Genomic DNA, 18,394 nt, shown 5'->3' with positions numbered 1-18,394 from the left:
CGCCGATCGGCGCCGTGACACTCAACCCGGAGCGTGACGAAGTCGTCTCTGCGGCCACCGCTCGCGCAAAAAGTATGCGTTTGGCAACATGAACTCAGGCGACAACTACCTTGACATTCACCGCGGCCTAGCTATCCGTTCGTCTTGCTTCCTGCCCTTCACCGCGTCGATGTCAGCGCGGGCCAGCGCCCTCAGGTAGTCGCTGAGGGACGAGTGCCCCTTCGTTTTAGCCCGCTCCTCTAAAGCGGACTTCTCGGCGATGCTCATACGTACGGATGCCGTGGTCTCCCGCGGTTCTACCACCTTTGGTCGCACCATAGTTTGCCCTTATTCTTGATATTTTTCGTCACGCAAAAACAAGACGAGTTTTCGTATTACACGTAACGAATTGTCGCGCTTCCGAGTCTGTCGTTGCAAGAAAAAAGAGGGGCAGAACTCCTGAAAACCTTTGGGTTGAGCCAGCGAATCGCGCTAGCCACAACAATCGGAGAAATGACAAAGGCGTCCTGTGCCGACCTTGGGCGACAAACAGTGAGCTTCACACCACATTGAATTAGAAGGCCGGGGCGGCGACAGCGCCTCTCAACAAGTCAGCTACACGTTGGGGAGCCGTGGTTGTCCCCCGAATACTGGTTGCAGAGAGTCCTGCGCCCGGCCGCGGATCAATTGTGACGGAAGATTCACGCATCCTCGTCTTCGCCGTCGTCCTCTGAGGGAAGATGCCATCGACCCGTAATCGCTGAGTATATCGCCCCAGCCGATCTGCATGACGCGGCGTAAAGACTCTTCGGGAAGGGGCGCTCGATGAGGGAAGCGATACGCGGGGCTCCCTCCTCCGAGTGTAGGCCCGCGGGGCCAGCCTCCTCGAGCACTGAAGCAACAGCTTCGCCTATCGTTAATCGGCGAGACCCACCCCATTCGGAAAGGTACAGGTACTGCCCCTTGGCCACTGAGAAGCCTACGTTCTTCTGGGCAAGACCAATAAATAGAGCCGGATCCAGAACCTTCGTGGCGGCAGGAAGCCTCGGCGACACAGCGTCGTAAATTTCGGAAATGTGCAGGCCCTTGCACCTTTCGGTGAGAATGCGCCGAATCTCCCGCACAAAGTCCGAAGCCTCATTTTCGGAGAATGGCAGGTCGCGCGCCATGAGGCCCCACATCCCGACCCCCAGCCGTACGACCTGTCCCTCCGGCTGGATCTGGAAGTAGCAGTTCAAGCCGCGTTCCCGGGAAAGCCTCGCCCTGACGTCGTAAGTGGAAAGGGCCGCCCCCGCATCCTCAAGAATAGAGACGATCGCCTGGTGTACGTCAAGGCGGTTCGCAGATCCGGTTGTGCCGGACGCGGAAGAAACCCAGACCATCCGGCCGAGGTAGGTCATACGAATGGAGCCGCGCAAAGCTAAGGAAACCACGTAGGGGTCAAGTCGCCCGCCGAATTCGAAGCCCCGTTCCTCCAGCGCGTCGCAGATTTCACGAGCGTGCCACTGCCGCCCCGGGGCGTACCCCCCCACGATATCCTCGGTTTCGCTGACTACGAGTTTAGTTTCTGCATCGTCGAGGGGGAAATGCCGCTCAGCACCGTATATGCCCCGGCCGTAAAGAAGCCCAATTGCCGCAGCCGCATTGTGGACACGCCTAACATCACATGGCTGTTGGGACTGGACCAGGCGCGCGTGGATCTCCGTGAAATGAAGTGGTCGGTCGGACGCACTGAGCTCCGCCTGAACCAGATGATTCGCGCCGAAGCCGTAGCTGACCAAGATGGGACCGGATCCTTCATCCGCGAAATGCGCGTGACGAGCGGCCGAGTGCCAAAGTTCGTGGCGCAGTTCCTCCCCGTTTCCAGTGAGCAATCCGTCCACCAGCGCCCTGGCGTCCGCGAGGGTCGTCCGTGTCCCAACCAGCCCAGCAAGAAGGCGGCGCGATGTGATAATAGCAGCGTCCCAGTCATCCTGGGAGGCGCGCGACACGAACGTTAAGGGGCCTTCCCGTACGAGGTGAAACGGGGTCTCGGGTATAAGCTCGGCGACGTATCCGAAAACGGAACTGCTATCCGCAGCGCCTTTGAACCAAGGATCCAGTACCTCCAGACCCTCCAACGGCAGACAGTCTTCTCTGCCCTCAAGCAGAGCGTCAAGACGCCTGGGTAAGTCTGAATTCCAATACGGAAGCTGCCTTAGTTTCGCCACTGCGCGACTCTCAATCTGCCTGATGCGCTCACGTGTTACGCCTACGACGTCCCCTATCTCCTGCAACGTTGCCGCAGCACCCCCTACGCCAATGCGCATCTTCATGATCTGCTGCTCTTTCGGGGTCAGTAGGCTGAAGAACGCTTCCAGCGCGGTCTTCAACGAGACGACGGGTGCTGGGCCGACCTCGCCAAGCCGCTCGTCTTGCCGATCCGCGGCGAGCGTTCCCTTAGAGACGGCACCCTGGCGCACGGTCCCGGGCAGAAAAAGGGCGTAGTGGGCCGACGCGTTGCCAGCGGAGAATGCACGAACGATCCGTTCGCAAATCTCAAAATAGGTTTTCCGGCCAAGATTCGCGAAACGCCATACCCCCCTCGAACCGTATGCGGCGAGATCGCCGATGGTCACGATAGATGTCGACTCGAGCACGTTGCAGCCGCGGACCGAAAGATTCAGCGAGGAAACTGGCAGCGACAGGAGCCACGGAGGGGTGAACTGAAGAAGGTCGAGGATGCGCGCAGCCTTAGGCTCGGCGTCCCCGGAAAGATGCGCGAAGCGGAATCGGCCAAGACGATCCCTGAGCCAGGACGGGAGCAAGGGTTCGGTGTCGAGATAGGACCTCTCGTCAGTCACACCAGCTGCTGACGCAGCAGCTGCGAGTTGTGGATCTTCAGACGGAAGAGCGGAGCACCAGTCACCGAAGGGTCTGGGGATTGAGGACTGGCACTTCGTGGTGTGCAGGGCGGTACTCCCCTGCGACGGATCTTGGATTTCGTATCCCCACCCGGAAAGGGCTAAGTGGAGGGGTAGTCCGGCGGCCTCGCCCACGGGCAAAGCCGAAGCCGCGAAGCCAGAGGGAAGAGCGTGTCGGGTAGACGAGCTAAGAAGCACACGTCCGGGCCAAGCGGAAAGAGTCTGCGCGAACGCTTCGGCCCCGGGGCGCCAGAACCCGACGTGGATCGCAGCCGAGGGGCCTCCCTCAGGCCGTGCCTTCCACGCTTCCTCGACGGATTCGAGTTCCCTGTGGGCAGTGACCTCACACGTCCCGTTCGCCAATTGCAAAATGAAGAAGGCGCGCAGCGGCCTCATTCGGTTCCCTGTTCCGACAGAGCCGCAGCCTCCTCTAGAAGGGCAGCAACGTCGACGTCCCCATCCTCCGCCCTGCGGGCCAACTCAGCAACGCCCCACTCAGCCAAGCGCTCAGCCCAACGGTACACGGGCAGGCCTTCGGTGTCGATTATCGTCCGGATGGCGGTAGCTATCTCTCGGTCAGGGTCGACAGTCGCCACGCTAAAGATGGTGGCGCGCGGGGCCGTAGGCTCGTCGGGAATCACCCCGTGGGCGAGCGCCAACGCAATGCCAAAGCGATAGGCATCGGCCATCTCCGCGAAATGCCCGTCTTCCTTGAGCCGCCTGAGGAGAGGATGCGCCTTTTCGCTGAGGCCGATCATTGTCGGTTCGGAGGGCTGGAACGGCTGGCTCATGAAGTCACCTTCTCGATTCTCGAGTGCCTGGCGGAAATCTCGCGGATCTCATATTCGGCACCAACGCGTTCAGCGACGGGGGCCAGATCGGTCTCTCTGCGGATTTCCCCGTCGTGGACCAGTAACACCAACTGTCCGGTAGTCGTCGGCAGGTATCTAAGGATGTTGTGCCGATGCCGCAAATCCAGACGCCCGAAAGGTGTGTCCATCACGACCGGTCCCGCCGCGCGGCCAGTCCGGGCAAGCCCATCTATGAGGGACAGAGCGACGATCTGCTCGGCTCCCGCACTGCGCACGGTCACCCGAGAACCCGTCTCGTCGAGGATCGTCAGACCGTAGTTGTCGTTGATTTCCAGCTTTTTGTAGGCATGTTGTGTGGTTAGCTTGAGGAAGGACTCCGTGGCCCTCCGCTCCACGTGCCGTCTTAGGTCGTCGCGAAGGCGCTCAATGCTGTCACTGAAAACCCTCTCCACGGACATGCATGCCTTGACCATAGCGGTGCTGCGACTAGCTCGCGCTTGCGGGAGGTTCTGCAACGTCCTGGCGATGACTGTCAACTCGCGGCGGTTATCGTCCAGCTTCCGCTGGCGGTCGCCGATATCCCCCCCAAGGAGCCCTTCCTCGCGAAGTAGGCCGTCCCTCTGGGCACGTTTCCGGGCAATGTCGGCCGTATCGTAGCCGTGGATCTCCTCGACAAGCCGTTCGACCTCATTTTCGACTGTCGTGAGGTCCACCCCGAGCCTGAGTGCCTCAGAGTCCAAAGCCCTTATTTTGGTGCCAACTCCGGGACGTGTCAGACGGTCTATCTCACGGATGCGCGCTGAGACATCAGCTAGAGACGAATGGTCAATCGAGCAAGCCCTGATGTCGGCCTCGATGCGGCCAAGTTCTGCACCGGTCTCGGCCCGCTGAGATTCCTCGGTTGGCCGCCCGCAGGTTGGGCAAATGGAGTTTTCGAGGATTCGGCGCAGGGCGTTTGCTTTGGACTCGAGTCGTCCGCGCTTCTCCATTTCCCGCGTGAGACCGGATTGCTCATCGAACAGCGCCGCTTTTCGGGCGACGAGTTTTGGTTGCAGCAAGTCACGCCATGCGTCCCGGAGCAAAGCCAGCCGCTCGGTGCCTGTATCCTTCAGACGATCAGAAATCTCTCGCTGCCTCGTTTCCAGCATATCCAATCGCGTCTTCGCGCGGTGGATGGAATCGACTTGCTCCAGATCGTCGTCTAGCACAGTACGCTCCGATCTGGTCCTGGCGAGCCGATCCTTAAGCGAGCGGAGATCATTCTCCAGGGATTCCTGTCGGACCTGAAGGGTGGACTGCTTTTCGGCCTGCCTTTCCAACCCCTCGACATGGGCGAGATCTCTCGACTGTTGCCGTTGGAACTGCTTGAGCAGCGTGGCCGCCTCATCCCTGCCATGGATCAGAGTTGGAACGCCTAGAACCTGCTCTATGGCCTCCTTGATTCGCTTCCCCTGATCACTGCCTTCGATAAGAAGCGTCTCGTACTCCTGGAGGAGTTCCCCGTCAAAGAGAAAGAAACGCGAGACCTGCTCCGGAGCAAAGCGGTTGATCTCAGCCTCTATGAGGTGGCCAGGCAGCGCCACTCCATCCCTTTGCAGGGCGACGACAACCGTGAAATCCTCAGGCCGACTCGGTACCGCGACCATGCTCCGCTTTACGGCGCGCCTGCGAAGGTCGTAGCGACGGTCATCCGCCTCAAACTGGACGGAGGCTTCGATCGTGAAGTCCCCTTCGAGGGCAGCCTCGTTGTTTAGAATCTCATGCAACGGGATTTCGCGGAGGTGGCGCCCGAACGCTTTCCCGTAGAACGCCCAGCGCAGCGCATTGAGAAAGCTCGTCTTGCCGCGCATATTGTCGCCAAAAATGATCATGACGTTGCGCACGGGATCCTGCGGGAACTCCACCACAGAACGGCCCTTGTAGGGCATGAAGTTCTCCATGCCGAGGGATAGGAGTTTCATTCCGTTTCCTCGTTCCCAGGACGTTCGACATGGGCTTCCAGTATGCGCTTCATTTCTTGGATGGAAGCGGAGCGGTCAGAATCGAACTGGTGCCGCTTTTGAAGCACGTAGAGACGTTCGATCACGTTCTCGGGAATGTCAAGGGCGATTTCAGCGGCAACCGCCTTCAGGGTCGCCAGGGCGATGTCCGCGGGCGGGAGGCTTTCCCGTTGGCTGTTCCTCTCGTTCATTCTTCTCCTCTCTCTTCCTCTTCAATTCCTTCATTTCCGGCGCGAACGGGGTCAAACCCCATCTGCCCGGCCAGCGCGCGCAGTTCTGCGGCGGCCCCGCGGTTTATCGCTGACTCGGCGAACTCCACCGCCCGTGCGAACTCACTCCTGAGTAGTGCGATCTGCTCTGGTTCGTCCTGCAAGCTTACCGGCACAACGATGGCATCGTGTATCACGGCCAGGCTCTTGCCGTCCGCCTTCCGCAAAACGCGACCACGCCTCTGGATGAACTGTCTGGGATTCTGCGATGACGCCAAAATCATGGCGTGGTCCACAGCCGGTATGTCCACCCCCTCATCAAGGCATTTGATCGACACTAGGACGCCGCCGAACATGCGGAACCAGTCAAGAGTGGCACTGCGGTCACCTCCCATCGCGCTATGATATTCGATGGGGTTAAGGCCTCGAGTGCGTAGGGCTTCCATGGTCTCGCGCAGGTGTTCTCCGTCCTCGCAGTAAACGAGCCAGCGCTGGCCGGACTTGTAGGAAGAAGCAACGACTTCCGCAGCCAGAGGAATCTTCATCAAGGCTTTCTTGGCGATTCGAGCCCGCTGGATAAGGAGCATTTTGGCTCTGTCGGTCAGTGCCGATGGGCCACCTTCCTCCCTAACACCCCACATCTCGCGGACGATACGGAGGGTGAGCACCTTCCATTCTTCGGCCTCGTTCGCTGTCAGACGCACCGGATGCGGATGGTATTCGTACTCGACTAGCCGGCCGGCCTTGATGGCGTCCCGCAGAGTAACGGGGGGAGGGACGACGGGACCGAAGTAGCCAAACATCCGCGCCGTTCCCTCCCCATCACCGTGTCGGTTTGGCGTGGCGCTTAGTCCGAGGCGCGGGCCAGTTTCTATGGTGTACGCCCGGGAGTTGAAGGCGCTGCCAGACTGGTGGACCTCGTCGACCACGATCATCAAGTGAGGGCCACCCCTGAAGGAGCGCAGAAAATCGTCGCCGGCAGCGGTCTGCATGGTGGCGAGGACTATGCGGGGGCCGTGCCCGGGATCCTGGTCCGTCATTGAACGCAGCCGGCCAGGCTGCCGCCAGCGCTCGTTACCCGCGCCCGCGAGGAGCAGCGCGGCCTCGGGAATCTCGGCGCGGATTTCCCCAGCCCACTGGTTAAGCAAGAGGCGGCTGGGCACGAGCACGAGAACCGGCAGTCCCGCGGAAAGGTGCTCCCGCATGGCCATGATGGCGGTGAAGGTCTTCCCGCTGCCAGTAGCGTGTTCGAAGACACCACGGCGCCCAGCCGCCTTCCATGCGGCGATTGCACCACTCTGGTGGGGAAGGGGGTTCCGGCCCTCCGCCGGACGCGGATCGAGTGCGGACGGATCGATGTCGCATGGATCACCGAGGGATGCTTCGACTAGCCTGCGGCGGGCCGCCTCGGGAAAGTCCATGGTATCAACCCCGTGGACGGCTCCAGCCCACAGGCGTTCGAAATAGGCGTCGTGCCTCTCCACCCTTTCTGCCTCGGCTACTCCTGCCCAGGAACGAAATACTTCAAGTGCTTCGTGGTTACCCTGGAAATGCCAGCCGTTCCAGGTCTCGTTTCCCGACCCGAGGAAACTGACCCGACCTCCCCGCTCGTCGCAGAATATCCCAATCTTCTCGTGGTAAAGGCCGTAGGCTTTGGGCCTCAGCGCCACGCGTACGTCGAGAGAGCCGCAGGCGACCAGCGTGGCAAGCACGCGCGTCCGATACGAGGTCGACTTCTCGGCAAGAAGCCCGTCGATTTCCTCCCCGACTAAGCGGCCGATCCTCTCCTCGTAACCTACACCGATGCTCTCAGCGTCCTCATCGGAAATGCATGGGGAACACACCAGGCGCATGTAGCCACCCCTTCTGGCAAACTCGATGGTGGCCGGCCCAACGACCAGGAAAACGCTCGAACGGAAATAGCCAACGGCCCGCTTGTACTCTTTGGAGTTGAGAAGGCATGGGCGATAGAAACCCTCCACGGGCTCCGATTCACCTGTGCGGTATTGCGTCGAGATGTCGAGGGCCGAAAGGGCCGTGTCGAAAGACATTACTTCGCTGACGCGTTATTCTCTTTGCTAGGAAACGCCGACACAGCCAGTCGCAGGGACTACTGGTGAGGCAGCAATGCACACCTTCTGCATTCTCGCAGATTGGCGCGTTTGATGACAACTGATTCGTGAGCTCTGCGAACTAACACCAACCTCAAAACGCGGCTGCAGGTGGAAATGCAGTGGCGTGCCGGCAAGCTCCTGGCAGCAGAAGCGAATCAACTGTAGACGTCCGATTTGCCAAAGCCCCGACTAACCGCCCTCCTCCCGCGCCGATGGCCGAATCAGCTGGGACAAGTCACAGGGTTCCGAGTACCCGGTGGTTATTCCGATCTCGATACAGCACTACATGATGCTCAAGCGCAATCTGATCTACACGGGTATCACGCGCGGTAAGAGGCTGGTGGTGCTGGTCGGCCAGAAAAGAGCACTGGCAATGGCGGTCAAGGGTAAGCAGGTGGAACGGCGCTGGTCGAAACTGAAAGAACGTCTGGTGGCGACAGGGCGGTAGTCGCGTGGCCGTACTTGCTCGACAAGTAGTCGGCGTGGGTCGGGAGGGAAATACCCTCGTCCAAACTAACGGCTGAACGCACATGAACACTGCGCGATCCCTGTTCGGTCAATGCTCACGGGTAACAATCGCGCTGACCACGTCAAAACAATCATGACAGCCAGCCTCAACTCCGATGTTTTGGCGTGACTGGTGCTACGGGTAGCTTCAATTCCTCGCTGAGTGATCTGATGATGCGCCGAGCCTCAGTGGCAGTTGCGAGATGAGTCGCGTCAGGCTGCAGCTCGTGTCGCCTTATTGCGGCATGCTCAAACCTTGCCCAGACATTCCAACTGCGCCAGTCGTTGGCGCTATTCCAGCCATCAGGCATGGTTTTCCGGTGCTTTGAATCGAGCCTGTCACGATGTTCCTTGCTCACCACACAAGGTACAACGAGATGCTGAATAAGCTCTAGCAGGCTCTTTCGCTGGTTAGCCTGGGCGTAGGTCTTCCTTTTTTCCAGTAGGTATTCCTCGATGGCACGCAAAGGAACCACATGTTCCATGTAGGTCGCTTCCTTAGTCGGGAGTTCGATTGTGCTGAACATGTTGGTCTTGAATTCCCTGTGCTTGCCTTCGTACCGTTGAGTGCCCTTGCACCTGACGATGAAACCATTCACCAAGGCGCACAGCGGATCGACGAGATGCCTGAGCAAATCTGCCCTGTTGTGTCTTAGTTCTACTTGGAGGTGTTTGATGTAGTACTGCAAAGCCTCAACAAACAGCTTGGGATCGATGTTCTTCACCCCGGGGTCGCTCTTCGTTATCATGGCCTCTTCTCTTTATGCGCTACAGGGCGAGCTGCGTCGCCAATCGACAGAGAAGCCCCGGATGATTGTGAAACCCGGATGCGACCGACGTCTATCCCCGTTAGGGTTCGTCTTCGGTTGTTCAGGGCGCGTACGTCCGCACGCCACGGCAACCGTTGGCCCAGAGGTGTCATCCTGCGGAGGACAACGCCATCTTGATGCGTTTCAGGCCGGCACCCACGGTTTCCGCCAGTTGAACCAAGTTCGGATCGTCGGACGGGTGCTCTACCGTCCATTCGCAGAACGACGCCATTAGCGCCGCTCTTTCGGCGGACAGTTTCGAGTCGGACAGGCCCGACTCGATGATGGGAATCAGAGCTGCGGCAGCTCTGAGACGATTGATTTCCGGGGATGGTGGCGGAATCTGGTTCGGCATGCCATCATTCTAGCCAAAGATGGGTCAGAATTCAGAGGACAAATTCACGCTACCCGCATCGAACGAAATTTCACTGGGGATGGTCAGGAGAACCCAGATCATGCCCATCTACGAATATGCGTGCTCCGCCTGCGGCAGGGAGATCGAGAAGCTGGTACGCCAGTCCTCCCCCCACCTGAGTGCCCAGACTGCCACAGCAGCGACCTGCACAAGAAGCTGTCGGCTTTTGCCGCCGTCACCGGTTCGGCTTCGAGTGCCGCCGGCCTGCCGGGCCCTTGCGGGAGTTGCGGCCACCCTGATGGTCCGGGAGCATGCCATTTTCAGTGACAGCTTGAGCCGCCCTTGGCCCTCGATTTCCGCACTACACCCGCTGCGCTGACACCCCAATTTGCCCTTGACGTGGCCAGTTCCCAAGCCAGTCCAGCGGCGCGTATCCCTCAAACAACGACCCGAGACCCACTGTTACCGAGGCTGGCACCATGACGGATCTGCATCAACCCCTTTCTGACGTAGAGCTCGATGAACTCGATGGCTTTCTCGCCGACGAGTCCATTCAGGACACGGCGATGGATGTCTCCACGCTGGAGGGTTTCCTGACCGCGATCGCCATCGGCCCACGCACCGTGTTCCCATCTGAATGGCTGCCGTGGGTGTGGGATATGGACGAAGGTGAGGCCGAGGGCGGCTTCGTAAGTCAGGAACATGCGGATCGAATCCTGTCGCTCGTCATGCGGCACTACAACACCGTGATCCACACGTTTCTCGATGATCCAGCGTCTTTTCAGCCCATATTTTGGCGCGGTAACCAATGGGGTGCGGCGGAGTGGTGCGAGGGCTTCTTGCTCGGCTTTCAGTTCAATGACGAAGCATGGAGCTTGTTGGGTGTTGCCCACCCGCCCTGGTTTACTCCCTTCATCCGTTTGGGCACCGACGACGGCATCGCCCTGACCAAGGAGCTTGGGGATGGGGAGAAATGGATGAACGAAATCGTCCCGTCCCTCGTGAAGATGCACGCCTACTGGAACGAGAGGCGTGGTAGTCAGGCGGGCGGCGTGGTGCAGGATGACTTCCGTCTTGGCGGCCAGAAGGATGTCTCGCCGGTAGTTCGTAGTGGGCCAAAGGTCGGACGGAACGATCCATGTCCGTGCGGCAGCGGCAAGAAATTCAAGAAATGCTGCGGAGCGAACGACACTCTGGCCTCGTTGCATTGACGAGTCTGAGTTGCTGACGCTACGCCAGTTGCCTACAGTTCAAGCGGGGACACCCTTCACCGGAACGTAATCATGACGAACAAGAAAAGCGCCAATCCCACGTGGAGCGATGTCAAAGCCAAGCTGGCCGATTTCGATCGCGCCGGTCTGGTTGGTCTCCTGCAGCACCTTTACGCCGCCAGCAACGACACCAAGAACTTCATGCACGCCCGCTTCGGACTCGGAGCGGATGTACTCGCCCCCTACAAGGCCATCATCGAGCGCTGGGCCTCTCCCGACGTGTACAAGAACCAGACGTATTCCGTCGCCAAAGCCAAGAAGCCCATAGCCGATTACAGGAAAGCCGCGGGACAACCGGAGGGTCTCGCCGAATTGACTGTGTTCTATTGTGAGCAGGCCATGGGTTTCAGCAACGAAGTCGGTCTGGATGACGGTGGCTACTACGACGCACTGGGACGGATGTTTGAACATGCCCTGAAGACGGTGATGACTCTGCCCGAAGAACAACGCGAGTTCTTCATCGACCGTTTGGACGATGTCCGGCGTTCTGGTGAGGGCATCGGCTGGGGCGTGGAAGAGGACCTTAACGAGCTGTGGCGCCGCGCCGGTCTGAAGGTGGAGGAATGACGCTGGCGGGTCAGGCCATTATCGTTCGAGCGATGCCCCGATCTTGTAGGTCATGTGCCGGAATTCACCCTCTCCCTCAGTTCCTTGCCCGCCGTGAAGTGAGGCACCTCTTTCGCCGGAACCAGCACCGCTTCACCGGTCTTTGGATTGCGTCCAGTCCGCGGTGGCCGGTGGTTCAGCGCAAAGCTTCCGAACCCGCGTATATCAATGCGATTTCCGTTCTCCAGCGTATTGCTCAGAGCCTCAACGATCGCTTTGACCGCCAGTTCGCAATCTTTGGCGACGAGCTGCGGGTGGCGGGCAGCGAGGCGGTCGATGAGTTCGGTACGGGTCATGGCGGGACATTCTACGTGGTTCGCCGGAGGGCTCGACTGTGCGCTTGCTCGTTGAGCGGCCAACGCAGGCACGCACAGCGGGTGGTGTGGGAGCCGGGGGACAGCAAAAGCCCGTGTTCGGCTGCCGAAGGAAGCGACCGGCCTAATGAAGACTGGCTGGAGCGCCGAGTAGCTTCCAAATTTCCAAGAAGAACTCCTGTTCCCCAATCTCGCCATTGATGAATCGCTTCGATATCTCCTCGGTCTCCGGGGTCAGCTCAACGCCTCGGTCTATGGAGTTTTTCTTGGCGATCTCGTATGCCCGCAGCCTCTTCCGACGTTCCTCGTCAGTGATCATTTGGATGCCCCCCCTTTCCTGAGTTGTTGTTCCCACGACAAGCAGGCAACCGCTGTTTTCGACCAGGGCTTCCTAACGAATAGTGTCTCCGCGATTGCGATTGTAAGCGACGACGATCCGCCGGCAAACCTGCTCTCACGCTCGCCCTGCAATCCCCAACTGCACCCTCTGCCCCGCCCACTCCACCGGAAACGGCTGCATCAAGTCTCTCAGCGTGAGATGTGCTGGCTGTCTGCCCGCAAGAATAGCTTCCACGATGTCCGGCGCCAGCAACGCCAACCGGATGACGCGACTCACGAACGAAGGCCCGATTCTTTCCGCCTTGGCGATTTCGTCCTGACAGCCGTAGGTACCGTTCTCCAGCAATTTCTGCCAGCGAAATGCCCGCGCCACCGCTTTAATCATGGTGTTGTCGATGGTGGCCATTGGCAGCGGATTGCCGTGCGTGCCATCGGGTAGAACGATCACCTTGCGCCCGCCTCGCTTCTTGAAGGTCATCGGGATGTCGACGGAAACGACTTCGTCCCCGGTGGCCATCATGCTGCCTTCTTTTCAGGGATGACGGACTGGATCAGTGCCTTCATGCCCGCGGTTTTCATGTCGATGCGTAGGCCGGTGGGGCTGACGGTGACACGTTCCACCAGTAATTGAATGATCCTGGCCTGCTCGGCGGGAAACAGTTCGTCCCACACCGGTTCGATGGATTGCAGGGTCAGAATGGTTTCTTGCGCATCGGCGGTGGGATCAAGGGCCAGCACTTCCCGGATGGCCTGTGACATGACCTCGGGCGCTTGCAGTACTTTGCGTACCTGGGCAATTACGGCGGCTTCCACTTCCCCCGCGGGAACACGGGAGATCGAGCAGGCGTCCTTGCCGATCTTCATCGAGGCGGTATTCACGTAGTAGCGATAGACCTTGTCGCCCTTGTTGGTGGCGCCGGGTGTCATGGCCCAACCATCATCGGCGAAGATCAGGCCCTTCAAGAGTGATGGTGCTCGGGAAGGACGGTTCTGGCGGGCACGTTGCTCTTGATCGCCGCGGCCCAGCATCGCCTGTACCTGCTCCCAGACGGCCCGATCCAGAATGGCTTCGTGCTCCCCGGCGAAGTGCTTGCCCTTGTAGGCGGCGACCCCGATGAACACCGGATTCTTAAAGAATTTGTAGAGGTAGCCCTTGTCGATCAGTTTGCCGACGCGGGCCTTGTCTTTGATGGTGGTCCAGGATTTGGTCGTCACCCCCTCGGCACGCAGTTCCCGCGACAGGGTGGCCATGGATCCCAGGGCGATGAATCGTTCAAAAATCCGCCTGACCAGCGCCGCCTCGGTGGGATTGGGTATCAGTTTTCTTTCGACGACATCGTAGCCCAGCGGAGGCATGCCGCCCATCCAGATACCCTTGGCCCGACTTGCAGCGATCTTGTCTCTCACGCGTTCTCCGCCAAGTTCCCGTTCGAACTGCGCAAAGGACAGCAGGATGTTCAGGGTCAGCCGCCCCATGCTGGTGGTGGTGTTGAAGGATTGGGTCACGGAGACGAAGGTCACCTTCTGCTCATCGAACAGTTCGACCAGTTTCGCGAAATCGGCCAGCGATCGGGACAGGCGGTCGATCTTGTAGACGACGATCACATCGACCAGACCTTCGCGGACATCTTGCAGCAACCGCTGGATGCCAGGCCGGTTGAGGGTGCCGCCGGAGTACCCGCCATCGTTATAGGCATCGGACAATGCCACCCAGCCTTCGGACTTCTGCGAGGCGATGTACGCTTCGCACGCATCGCGTTGGGCATCCAGTGAGTTGTAGGCTTGGTCCAGACCTTCCTCGGTCGATTTCCGGGTGTAGATGGCGCAGCGTAGTTTCCGGGCGGGGGTCATGCCGACCTCCGGGCGCGCAAGCCGAAGAACATCCAGCCATTCCAGACCGTGCCGGTGATCACTTTGGCAATCGACGACAGTGACTGGTACCGCTGGCCCTGGAACTCGAAGTGGTCAGGCTGCACTACGACCTCGTAGGGGGTGCCCTGCCATTCCCGGATCAACTTGGTCCCGGCAACTGGGCGGTCGTCAGCGCGGCGGCTGCGAATCTTCGCCTTGCCGCCATCGACTTGCTCACCCAGGACTTCCAGACGCTTGATGGTGCTGGTCTTCAATCCGCCATTGGCCAGTTCCTGCAGGCGGTAGGCCAGGCGGTTCTCCAGAAAACGGCGGTTGTAGGGTGGCGGGGCGGTGTCGAACAGGTCGCGCCACAGTTGCTTCAATTCGGGAATCGGGGTGGTCTTGAGGGCCACCACCCGGGCCAGTACGTCCGTCATGCAGTATCTCCCTTGGGGTTCAGAACAGAGTCATGAACGCGCTGTTCGGTGCGGCTATCAAGGGCTTTTTGACGCTCATGCAGGCGCAGGACGCCGTGCGCCAGGATCATGGCGATGGCGCGGACGGGGGTGACGGCTCGTGGGACATCGTTGCGGCTCATGAGGGCGTCCGTTTCATGTAGTCCAGGAGAAGCTGCTGCACGTCGGCCTTGGTCTGCCGGCGCACGGCCACGAGTTCATCGACGGTGTCTCTGGCGACGATGCGATGCACATAGACCTCGCGGTTGTGGCCAGCCTGGGCCTGGCGTGTGGGGCCGAGACGTTCCAGAATCTGCTGGTCCTCTTCGAGATTCCAGCCGCTGGAGAAGTAAGCCAGGATGTTGCCGCCATCCTGGAGGTTCAACCCGTGCCCGGCGCTGGCCGGATGGGCGACCAGAAGGGGAATCTTGCCGGCGTTCCAGTCGCGCAGCGTCTGCGGGTTCTTGTCCAGGTGGCGTGCTGCTCTGCCGAACCTCTTGAGAATCCGGGCTAGGTCGGAACGGAACTGGTAGGCCACGAGCACCGGTGCGCCTGCGGCTTCCTCGACGATGTCCTCCAGGGCGGCCAGCTTGGCGTCGTGCACTTCCCTCCAGCTTCCAGCATCATCGATATAGGCGGCGCCATTGGCCAGTTGCAAGCATTTGTTGGTCTTGGCCGCGGCGTTGAACGCCTCGACGTCGTGCCCGTCGATCTGGGCGAACATTGCCTTTTCCATGGCGCGATAGATCCGGCGCGCCGATGGCGGCAGGTCCACCTTGATCTCGTTCTCGATCAAGGGCGGCAAGTCAAGGTAGTCAGCGGCCGTGATCGTGAGGCACAGGTCCGCCAGGCGCGCCTGGATTTCGCCCTGCGCATGCGGCAAAGGCTCTAGCCCGTAGCCGTCGTATTTCAAGCGGAACCAGCGATCGGTGAACGCCGAATGCGTGCGACCCAGGCGGGCGCCTTTGTCCAGGAAATGCATCTGACCCCACAGATCAGCGAGTCCGTTTGGTGCCGGGGTGCCGGTCAGTTCGATGAAACGCTCGACCTTGACGTGCGCTACGCTGCCCAAGACACGGGCACGCTGCGCTCCCTCACGCAGGCGAAACCCCTTGAGCTTGGTACTCTCGTCGGCGATGACCGTGCGAAATCGCCAAGCTTCGCCCAGGTGCTCGACCAACCACGGCAGGTTCTCGTAGTTGATGCTGTAGATCTCGGCGGGCTCTCGCAGCGCCTGCAGGCGTTCCTGAACATTGCCGACGATCGGCGAGACGCGCAGGTGTTTCAAGTGATCCCACTTGCCGACCTCGTCCGGCCAGACCGACTCGGCCACGCGCAGCGGGGCGATGACCAGTGCCGGATAGACAACCTCGATGAGATCAAGGTCCTCCAGCGCTGTCAGCGTCGAAGCCGTCTTGCCGGTGCCCATGCCCGCCCAGAGGGCGCAGCGCGGATTCTCGATGATGTGGCGAACGATGGCGCCTTGGTAGTCGCGCGGAGAGAAGATCATCGCAGTAGCAAATCGACTGCATCGAGAGAGTCCACGACGAATACCTGCTGCCCCAGGCGACGCATGCGCAGGTGCTCGCGGGCCTGATGCGGCTCGGCCTGCTCGCCGGGGCGCTTGAGTTCGACCCAATACAAGCGGCTGCCCGGGAGCATCACCACGCGATCTGGCGCACCGCGGCGGCCGATCCATTTCACCTTGCGCACTTCGCCGCTGAGCGCGTTGGCTCGGCGCACCAGGTAGTCCTCGATGTCGGACTCACGAATCGCGCGGATCATGGGCGGCCTGCCGGGTGGGCGACATCGATGGAGGTGTCAGGAAGGACGTCCATCTCAGTTCTTTCGGTATCGATACGATTCGAAGCCGGCCGCCGCGAGGGGTAGGCCCGTGGCCCACCTCGGCGCGGTGGCCATCAGACCGGCTAGGTGGTCGGCGTTGAACTCTGGCGTGTCGGGCGCCTCACTGAGAATCTCGTCATGGACGGTCAGCACGATTTCGTAGCCGGCGCCCTCGATTCCCGGCATGCTGTCGGCGAGCACATCGCGACTGGCGGCCTGCGTCACGTTCTCGGCCAACTTGCCGCCGTAGGTCTTGAGTCGCTGCCACTTGCGGGTGTACTGGTGGACGCCCATGTAGCTGATCTTGCCGTGCGCGTCGACCTGCGGGCTTGGGTAGCAGAGGCAACGCCCGCTCGGCAGCGCGATGCGCAACCAAGCACCATCCCGGCGCAGCTTCAACTTACCACAGGGAAAGGTGACGCCGGGCAAGAGGATGGCGCGCCGGGCGCAGTCCTCGAGCGCCGTCCAGAAGTTCACGACATGAGGATGGGCCTCACGCCACAGGCGCTTGAACGCGTCGCAGACGACATAGGTACGGTTCGTCAGGCCGAAGGTGCGGCCTTTCTTCTCGGCCCATGCCCAGGCCTCCAGCGCGGCGCGCCGGGTGTCGTCGGAGAGCCCGGCGATGGCGGCCTCGGCCATTGCGTCGAGGTCGATGTGGTAGACCAGCGAGAACGTGATGAAGGCACCGACGCCGCCCGCGAAGCCGAGTGCCAGTTCCTGCACCTTGCCGACCTGGCGCATCGAACCATCGCCGTTCTCCTTGTTGTCCATCACGTCGTCGGCCGTGATACCGAAGGACTTGGCATAGGCCAGGGCGTAGAGGTCGGGGCCTCGGCGGATCGCCTCCGGCTCACCCTTCGCATTGGTCGTCCAGCCGGTGACCGTGTCAAAGTCGCGGAAGGCTTGCAGCTTCCACTCCTCGTCAGCCAACCAGGCGAGCATACGGCCTTCGATATTGGCGAGGTCAGCCACGACCAGCTTCTTGCCCGGCGGGGCGACGATCACACTGCGGATCGCGGAACTAGCGAGCATCATCACGTCGTCGAAGATCAGATCCTCGGCGTCGGCCTTCATGGCCTCGATGCCCAGGTCGATGACTTTCTGTGGGTGCACCGGGCGCGGCAGGTTGTGCGGCTGGAACAGGCGCCCTGCCCAGCGTCCGGTGCGGCTCGCGCCACAGAACTGTAACAGCCCGCGCAAGCGGCCGTCGCTGCTGGTGCCCTGGAGCACGCGTAAGTATTTCGCGGCGCTGGTTTTGCTCGCCTGCAGCCGGATCGCCAGCAGCTCGCGTAGCGCCGAGGGCAAGTCCGGATCCTCGATCCGGCGCTCCAGCGTGCTGACCTGCAGGTCGGGCAGGCCGATACCGTACTCGGCCAGGATGTGGGCCAGCATCTTGTCGCGCTGTGTGGCCGCCTGCACCTCACCGTGCGTGAGATCCTGCGCCTGTACGGCAAGCCGGGTCTGGGCGCGCGCCGCGGCGCGGATCGCGGCCTGCACGAGGTCGAGATCGACCGCCACGCCACGGGAGTTGATCTTCTGGTCGAGATGCCAGAGCGTCAGCTCGCGGTCCCGGTAGTTCCAGCTTGGGAGTTTCCGGTAGATCGCACGCATGGCAAGGACATCGGCTTCGGCATAGGCAATAAACTCAGCCCACTGCGCGGGATGGGTGGTGCGCGTCGCGCGGCGCAGCGCGCTGCCGGCCGGTCGAGACTTGCAGAACAGGTTGATAAGGTCGCGCCCACGCTTGTCCTTCCGTTGCTCCTGCGGGATGCCTGGGAGGTTGCCCAGGGTATCGAGCGCACCCGGCAGGCCGTGCGCCAGTGCCATGACCATCGTGTCGTGGATACGTTCGATCGGTGGGCAGAGCACGGGCAGCGCATGGCCGAGCACCACGCGGTCGAAGTTCAGATTTCCTGATCCCGGCCGGGAATGTAGGTAGAATTCCGGAATTGCGAGTAGCACTTTATTTCGAAGGCCATAATTTTCGTATGGCATAGACCAAGCGTCGCTAGGAGTGCAAGG

At 60.7% G+C, this 18,394-nt stretch carries 18 protein-coding genes and 1 pseudogene; 4 read left to right on the top strand and 15 right to left on the bottom strand.

Features of this window, described 5'->3' with window-relative positions:
• Window positions 1-680 precede the first annotated feature (680 nt).
• The 5 genes from Q1L50_RS07510 to Q1L50_RS07490 all read right to left on the bottom strand — a co-directional run bounded on the left by Q1L50_RS07510 (window position 681) and on the right by Q1L50_RS07490 (window position 7,954).
• Entirely contained in the window at window positions 681-2,822 is a 2,142-nt protein-coding gene (locus tag Q1L50_RS07510) for a sigma factor-like helix-turn-helix DNA-binding protein (RefSeq protein ID WP_300337207.1), read from the bottom strand.
• A gap of 452 nt (window positions 2,823-3,274) precedes the next feature.
• Complete coding sequence (locus Q1L50_RS07505; protein WP_300337206.1) at window positions 3,275-3,673, bottom strand: hypothetical protein; 399 nt, start codon at window positions 3,671-3,673, stop codon at window positions 3,275-3,277.
• Window positions 3,670-5,655 (bottom strand): AAA family ATPase, encoded by a 1,986-nt coding sequence (locus Q1L50_RS07500; protein ID WP_300337204.1) that lies wholly within the window; start codon window positions 5,653-5,655, stop codon window positions 3,670-3,672. The genes Q1L50_RS07505 and Q1L50_RS07500 overlap by 4 nt, the downstream gene beginning before the upstream one ends.
• On the bottom strand, window positions 5,652-5,885 hold the full coding sequence (locus tag Q1L50_RS07495; RefSeq protein WP_300337202.1) for a DNA modification system-associated small protein: 234 nt from the start codon (window positions 5,883-5,885) through the stop codon (window positions 5,652-5,654). The genes Q1L50_RS07500 and Q1L50_RS07495 overlap by 4 nt, the downstream gene beginning before the upstream one ends.
• Entirely contained in the window at window positions 5,882-7,954 is a 2,073-nt protein-coding gene (locus tag Q1L50_RS07490; RefSeq protein WP_300337200.1) for a DEAD/DEAH box helicase family protein, read from the bottom strand. Before Q1L50_RS07490 ends, Q1L50_RS07495 begins: the two co-directional genes overlap by 4 nt.
• Window positions 7,955-8,249: 295 nt before the next feature.
• Between Q1L50_RS07490 and Q1L50_RS07485 the strand changes: the two are divergent.
• Window positions 8,250-8,465, top strand: a pseudogene (locus tag Q1L50_RS07485) (ATP-binding domain-containing protein); the annotation flags it as partial.
• Window positions 8,466-8,631: 166 nt separating this feature from the next.
• On the opposite strand, the gene Q1L50_RS07480 reads toward Q1L50_RS07485, so the two are convergent.
• Together Q1L50_RS07480 and Q1L50_RS07475 are read right to left on the bottom strand one after the other, a co-directional pair.
• The gene (locus tag Q1L50_RS07480) at window positions 8,632-9,273 is read right to left on the bottom strand and encodes a hypothetical protein (protein WP_300337199.1); all 642 of its coding nucleotides are present in this window, start codon (window positions 9,271-9,273) and stop codon (window positions 8,632-8,634) included.
• A gap of 169 nt (window positions 9,274-9,442) precedes the next feature.
• Window positions 9,443-9,688 carry a hypothetical protein gene (locus Q1L50_RS07475; RefSeq protein WP_300337197.1) on the bottom strand — a complete coding sequence of 82 codons (246 nt, stop codon included), beginning with the start codon at window positions 9,686-9,688 and terminating at the stop codon, window positions 9,443-9,445.
• A gap of 479 nt (window positions 9,689-10,167) precedes the next feature.
• On the opposite strand from Q1L50_RS07475, the gene Q1L50_RS07470 reads away from it, so the two are divergent.
• A complete protein-coding gene (locus Q1L50_RS07470) occupies window positions 10,168-10,899 on the top strand; it encodes a UPF0149 family protein (RefSeq protein ID WP_300337196.1) in 732 nt (243 codons plus the stop codon).
• Window positions 10,900-10,971: 72 nt separating this feature from the next.
• Window positions 10,972-11,526, top strand: a complete 555-nt coding sequence (locus Q1L50_RS07465) for a hypothetical protein (RefSeq protein WP_300337195.1) — start codon at window positions 10,972-10,974, stop codon at window positions 11,524-11,526.
• Between the two features lie 50 nt (window positions 11,527-11,576).
• On the opposite strand, the gene Q1L50_RS07460 is transcribed toward Q1L50_RS07465, so the two are convergent.
• The 5 genes from Q1L50_RS07460 to Q1L50_RS07440 form a co-directional block, all read right to left on the bottom strand.
• On the bottom strand, window positions 11,577-11,861 hold the full coding sequence (locus Q1L50_RS07460) for an integration host factor subunit beta (protein ID WP_300337193.1): 285 nt from the start codon (window positions 11,859-11,861) through the stop codon (window positions 11,577-11,579).
• A gap of 142 nt (window positions 11,862-12,003) precedes the next feature.
• A complete protein-coding gene (locus tag Q1L50_RS07455; protein ID WP_300337192.1) occupies window positions 12,004-12,198 on the bottom strand; it encodes an antitoxin VbhA family protein in 195 nt (64 codons plus the stop codon).
• A gap of 135 nt (window positions 12,199-12,333) precedes the next feature.
• Window positions 12,334-12,738, bottom strand: coding sequence for a hypothetical protein (locus Q1L50_RS07450; protein ID WP_366145223.1), 405 nt, complete (start codon window positions 12,736-12,738; stop codon window positions 12,334-12,336).
• Window positions 12,735-14,069 carry a recombinase family protein gene (locus Q1L50_RS07445; protein ID WP_300337190.1) on the bottom strand — a complete coding sequence of 445 codons (1,335 nt, stop codon included), beginning with the start codon at window positions 14,067-14,069 and terminating at the stop codon, window positions 12,735-12,737. The genes Q1L50_RS07450 and Q1L50_RS07445 overlap by 4 nt, the downstream gene beginning before the upstream one ends.
• Entirely contained in the window at window positions 14,066-14,506 is a 441-nt protein-coding gene (locus Q1L50_RS07440) for a DUF2924 domain-containing protein (RefSeq protein ID WP_300337189.1), read from the bottom strand. Before Q1L50_RS07440 ends, Q1L50_RS07445 begins: the two co-directional genes overlap by 4 nt.
• A 32-nt stretch (window positions 14,507-14,538) precedes the next feature.
• Between Q1L50_RS07440 and Q1L50_RS07435 the strand changes: the two genes are divergently transcribed.
• Complete coding sequence (locus Q1L50_RS07435) at window positions 14,539-14,688, top strand: hypothetical protein (protein WP_300337187.1); 150 nt, start codon at window positions 14,539-14,541, stop codon at window positions 14,686-14,688.
• Here the strand turns inward: Q1L50_RS07435 and Q1L50_RS07430 are convergent.
• From Q1L50_RS07430 to Q1L50_RS07420, 3 genes are read right to left on the bottom strand one after another with little or no spacing between them, the layout of a single operon-like run.
• Window positions 14,664-16,034: a DEAD/DEAH box helicase gene (locus tag Q1L50_RS07430; RefSeq protein WP_300337185.1), complete on the bottom strand. Its 1,371-nt coding sequence runs from the start codon at window positions 16,032-16,034 to the stop codon at window positions 14,664-14,666. The two genes, Q1L50_RS07435 and Q1L50_RS07430, sit on opposite strands and share 25 nt — an antisense overlap.
• Window positions 16,031-16,309, bottom strand: coding sequence for a VRR-NUC domain-containing protein (locus Q1L50_RS07425; protein ID WP_300337183.1), 279 nt, complete (start codon window positions 16,307-16,309; stop codon window positions 16,031-16,033). The genes Q1L50_RS07430 and Q1L50_RS07425 overlap by 4 nt, the downstream gene beginning before the upstream one ends.
• A gap of 54 nt (window positions 16,310-16,363) precedes the next feature.
• Window positions 16,364-18,334, bottom strand: coding sequence for a DNA polymerase (locus tag Q1L50_RS07420; RefSeq protein WP_300337181.1), 1,971 nt, complete (start codon window positions 18,332-18,334; stop codon window positions 16,364-16,366).
• Between the last annotated feature and the right edge of the window lie 60 nt (window positions 18,335-18,394).

Origin of the sequence: Accumulibacter sp. (assembly GCF_029255145.1) — a bacterium.
GTDB lineage: Bacteria > Pseudomonadota > Gammaproteobacteria > Burkholderiales > Rhodocyclaceae > Accumulibacter.
This window is presented reverse-complemented; position numbering and strand designations above follow the sequence as displayed.